The organism is Pseudomonas fluorescens, from assembly GCF_000968015.1.
Classification (GTDB): Bacteria; Pseudomonadota; Gammaproteobacteria; order Pseudomonadales; family Pseudomonadaceae; genus Aquipseudomonas; species Aquipseudomonas fluorescens_W.
Genome location: NZ_LACH01000021.1, coordinates 1 through 4,688, shown reverse-complemented (window position 1 = coordinate 4,688; position 4,688 = coordinate 1). Strand labels below are relative to the sequence as shown.

Below are 4,688 nucleotides of genomic sequence, written 5' to 3'. Positions count from 1 at the left end.
GGCTGCGCCAGCTGCTACAGGGACATGCGCGGTCTCAACAACGCGCATCCGACACATTTCGTTTGCAGGCGTTTCGCTATATATTCCGCTATATAGCGAATTACCCCCTCGTTGCACTTGCCTACCACGGAGCCGTTACATGACCATTCGTGCCTCACGTTTTGCCCCCACCTGCCTGGCAACCCTGCTGGCAGTGTTCGCTTTCGGGTCCGCCCAGGCGGACGAAGTCCAGGTCGCCGTCGCCGCCAACTTCACTGCACCGATTCAGGCGATCGCCGCTGATTTCGAAAAAGACACCGGACATAAACTGGTTACCTCCTTTGGTGCCACCGGCCAGTTCTATACCCAGATCAAGAACGGCGCACCGTTCGAAGTGTTCCTCTCGGCGGACGACACCACCCCGCAAAAACTCGAAACCGAAGGTGACACGGTCAAGGGCTCGCGCTTCACCTACGCCGTCGGCACCCTGGCGCTGTGGTCGGCGAAAGAAGGTTACGTCGATGCCAAGGGCAAAGTGTTGAGCGACAACCAGTATCAGCATCTGTCCATCGCCAACCCGAAAGCCGCGCCTTATGGTCTGGCCGCCACTCAGGTACTGGCCAAGCTGGGCCTGACCGACAAGGTCAAAACCAAGATCGTTGAAGGCCAGAACATCACCCAGGCCTACCAATTCGTCTCCACCGGCAACGCCGAACTGGGTTTTGTGGCCTTGTCGCAGATCTACAAAGACGGCAAAGTCACCAGCGGCTCGGCCTGGATCGTTCCAGCCGATATGCACGACCCGATCAAACAAGACGCGGTGATCCTCAACAAAGGCAAAGACAACCCGGCCGCCAAGGCGCTGGTTGACTACCTCAAAGGTCCGAAAGCCGCGGCAGTTATCAAATCCTACGGTTACCAACTCTAAATGACGCTATCGAGTGCCGACTTGTCCGCCATCTGGCTGACCCTGAAACTGGCGTCGCTGACGACGGTTATTCTGCTGGTCATCGGCACTCCGATTGCGTTATGGCTGTCGCGCACCCGCTCGTGGTTGCGCGGCCCGGTCGGGGCGATCGTCGCCCTGCCCCTGGTGCTGCCGCCGACGGTGATTGGCTTCTATCTGTTGCTGGCGCTCGGCCCTAACGGGTTTGTCGGCCACTTCACCCAATCACTGGGACTCGGCACCCTCACGTTCAGTTTCGCAGGGTTAGTGATCGGCTCGGTGCTCTACTCGATGCCGTTCGTGGTCCAGCCCCTGCAAAACGCTTTTTCTGCCATCGGCACTCGCCCATTGGAGGTGGCCGCGACCTTACGCGCCAATCCCTGGGACACGTTTTTCAGCGTGATCCTGCCGCTGGCCCGCCCCGGTTTCATCACCGCTGCCATTCTCGGTTTCGCCCACACCGTGGGTGAATTCGGCGTGGTGCTGATGATCGGCGGCAATATTCCCGACAAGACTCGCGTGGTCTCGGTGCAGATCTACGATCACGTCGAAGCCATGGAATACGCCCAGGCCCATTGGCTGGCCGGGGCGATGCTGGTGTTCTCCTTTATGGTGTTGCTGGCGCTCTACTCCAGCCGTAAAACCAAAGCGGGCTGGAGCTGACCGATGATTCATACGCGTCTGAAACTGAGGTACTCGGGGTTCGCCCTGGAAGTGGATCTGCAATTGCCCGGACGTGGCGTCACTGCGCTTTACGGTCACTCCGGTTCGGGCAAGACCACCTGCCTGCGCTGCATCGCTGGCCTGGAGAAGGCCGAGCAGGGTTTCATCCAGGTCAACGATGAAGTCTGGCAGGACAGCGACAAGAAGATTTTCGTGCCGCCACACAAACGGGCGTTGGGTTACGTCTTCCAGGAAGCCAGCCTGTTTGCGCATCTGTCGGTGCTGGCCAATCTGCAGTTCGGCCTCAAGCGCATTCCTCGCCAACAGCGGCGTGTCGACATGGCTCACGCGACTGAACTGCTCGGGATCGGCCATTTGCTGGATCGTCATCCGCAGCACCTTTCCGGCGGTGAACGGCAGCGGGTCGGCATCGCCCGCGCCCTGCTCACCAGCCCGAAACTGTTGCTGATGGACGAGCCGCTGGCGGCATTGGATAGCCAACGCAAAAACGAAATCCTGCCTTACCTTCAACGACTGCATGATGAGCTGGACATCCCGGTGCTGTACGTCAGCCACTCACAGGATGAAGTCGCGCGGTTGGCCGATCACCTCGTTCTGCTCAGCCATGGCAAGGCGCTGGCCAGCGGCGCTATTGGCGAAACGCTGGCCCGTCTCGACCTGCCCCTGGCGCTGGGCGACGACGCCGGCGTGGTCATCGAGGGGCACGTGAGTGCCTACGACGCCGACTATCAGTTGCTGACCCTGCAACTGCCAAACACGAAGCTGAACATTCGCGTGGCTCACTCACCGATGACTCCGGGTCAGGTGCTGCGCTGCAAGGTTCAGGCGCGGGATGTCAGCCTGAGCCTGCAAAGCGTCGAGCAAAGCAGCATCCTCAATCGCCTGCCGGTCACCGTGATCAGCGAAATGGGCGCGGACAACGCCGCCCATGTGCTGATCCGTCTGGACGCTGGCGGCACACCGCTGTTGGCGCGGATCACCCGTTACTCGCGGGACCAATTGGGCGTGCACCCTGGCCAGCAACTCTGGGCACAGATCAAGGCGGTGGCGGTGCTGGCGTAAATCCGCTGGCACGACTGCAACGGCGCGCGGTCAATGGCTTTAACGGCCCCTGATCCACCGCCAAGGACTACCGCCATGCCCGATATCGCGCTACTCGATGCGCTGCCATCTGACCTGCATTACGTCGATGACACCCAGCCCGGCATCACCCGCAAGAAACTGCGCGACAAGTTCTGCTACTTCAACCCTGCGGGTCAGCGCATCACCGATCAAGATGAGATCAAACGCATCAATGCCCTCGCCGTCCCCCCGGCCTACACCGATGTGTGGATCTGCGCCGACCCCCGCGGTCATCTGCAAGCCACTGGTCGTGACGCCCGGGGTCGCAAGCAATATCGTTATCACCCACGCTGGCGAGAAGTGCGTGATGCCGACAAGTACTCACGCTTGCGGGACTTTGGGTTGGCGCTGCCGAAACTGCGCAAACAGCTTGAAGCACTGTTGGCGGCTCCCGGCTTCAGTCGCGACAAAGTCATGGCCACGGTCATCACCTTGCTCGATGCGACGCTGATCCGGGTCGGCAACACCCAGTACGCTCGGGACAACCGTTCCTACGGCCTGACCACCCTGCGCAACCGTCACGTCGAGGTCAACGGCAACGCGATCCAGTTCCAGTTCCGCGGCAAGAGCGGCGTCGAGCACCAGATCACCGTGAAAGACCGGCGCCTGGCGCGGATCATCAAACGTTGCCTGGAAATTCCCGGGCAAAACCTGTTTCAGTACCTGGATGAAAACGGTGAGCGGCACACCGTCAGTTCCTCCGACGTCAACGCCTACCTGCAAACCCTCACCGGCGCCGACTTCACTGCCAAGGACTACCGCACCTGGGCCGGCAGCGCGTTGGCTTTGTCGGTCTTGCGCAAACTGCAGTGGGAACCTGAGTCGGATGCGAAGCGGCATGTGGTGGAGATGGTCAAGAACGTTGCCAAACAACTGGGCAACACTCCGGCTGTCTGCCGCAAGTGCTACATCCACCCGGCGGTGCTCGATGGTTTTCTTTTGGGTGCGTTGGCTGAGCTGCCCAGGCCACGAGCGCGCAAAGGGCTCAGGCCAGAGGAAGTCGGGCTGGCGTTGTTTTTGGAGAAGATGAGCGCAACCGTTGAAGCGACGAACTGACCTGTCTATTTTTTGCACGATCGCAAATGGCTTCTATAGTTGATGTGAACCTGAATGAGCTGCGGTGACGCCATGGAAGACATTTTCGTTGTGAAGCGTTGCAACAAGATCATCATCTATGGCCGCCGAGCCGGAGATACCAGCCATCCACCACCCGATGCCGCCGTCTGGTATCGCATCGCCGATACTCGAACCCGTGGCTTCATCGGTGACGGTTTCGACCATGAAGAAGACGCCCGGCGTGAATGCCGGCAGCTCAATGCCAGGTCGCAAGTGACGGTCCGAGAAGGCTGATGCTACCTGCCTTTCACGGGTCTATACTGAAAAAAGCTGAAGGATTAGCGACCCCATCGGCAGACAGCTCGCTCCCCCGCGGGCTTTTTGCTGCCAATTACAGGTTTCTTGAACGGAGGTGTTTGCCATGTCCGAAAAAGAGTCCATCACCACCCTGCTCACCCTGCTCGACTCCCGTCAGGCTCGCCTGGCAGCGGCATGCAAGGAAATCGCCGACTGGGTCGATCATCAAGGCGGGCACCCGACGGCCCTCAGAATCCGTGATCGTCTGAACGACATCGAGAAGGACACGCCACTGATTCGCAATACGCTGTCGTCGCTCAAACCTGTCGACCCGCCCCTGCCGCGGTTCAGATGATTCGACCTGGACATCCTCAAGGACACGGCCTGATTCAGGACGCATGAACGGCGACCTTATCGTCACCGGGTGCGTCCTTGCCTGAACGCTTCCTGCTACATCCCCAACCCAGCCTGGCGCTGGGCTTTTTTATGGCTGCGCAGTCTGTTTCACGCTGCGTTCACATCTCAGGTTCTAGATTGACCGGACTCCTTTGAAGAATCCCCCCTGGCCCGCCCGCATGCGGGCCTTTTTTTTGGTTCTTCACGG

General features: G+C 59.9%; 6 protein-coding genes. All 6 read left to right on the top strand.

Annotation, left to right across the window (positions count from 1 at the left end; translation table 11 throughout):
• Positions 1 to 139 precede the first annotated feature (139 nt).
• The 6 genes from modA to VD17_RS12350 all read left to right on the top strand — a co-directional run bounded on the left by modA (position 140) and on the right by VD17_RS12350 (position 4,439).
• Complete coding sequence (gene modA / locus VD17_RS12375; protein WP_046054054.1) at positions 140 to 907, top strand: molybdate ABC transporter substrate-binding protein; 768 nt, start codon at positions 140 to 142, stop codon at positions 905 to 907.
• A complete protein-coding gene (gene modB, locus VD17_RS12370; protein ID WP_046054053.1) occupies positions 908 to 1,588 on the top strand; it encodes a molybdate ABC transporter permease subunit in 681 nt (226 codons plus the stop codon).
• 3 nt (positions 1,589 to 1,591) lie between these two features.
• Positions 1,592 to 2,671 carry a molybdenum ABC transporter ATP-binding protein gene (gene modC / locus VD17_RS12365; RefSeq protein ID WP_046054052.1) on the top strand — a complete coding sequence of 360 codons (1,080 nt, stop codon included), beginning with the start codon at positions 1,592 to 1,594 and terminating at the stop codon, positions 2,669 to 2,671.
• Between the two features lie 75 nt (positions 2,672 to 2,746).
• Positions 2,747 to 3,787 carry a DNA topoisomerase IB gene (locus VD17_RS12360; protein WP_046054051.1) on the top strand — a complete coding sequence of 347 codons (1,041 nt, stop codon included), beginning with the start codon at positions 2,747 to 2,749 and terminating at the stop codon, positions 3,785 to 3,787.
• A gap of 72 nt (positions 3,788 to 3,859) precedes the next feature.
• Complete coding sequence (locus VD17_RS12355; protein WP_033055174.1) at positions 3,860 to 4,081, top strand: hypothetical protein; 222 nt, start codon at positions 3,860 to 3,862, stop codon at positions 4,079 to 4,081.
• Positions 4,082 to 4,208: 127 nt separating this feature from the next.
• Positions 4,209 to 4,439, top strand: a complete 231-nt coding sequence (locus tag VD17_RS12350) for a hypothetical protein (protein WP_007946177.1) — start codon at positions 4,209 to 4,211, stop codon at positions 4,437 to 4,439.
• Positions 4,440 to 4,688 lie beyond the last annotated feature (249 nt).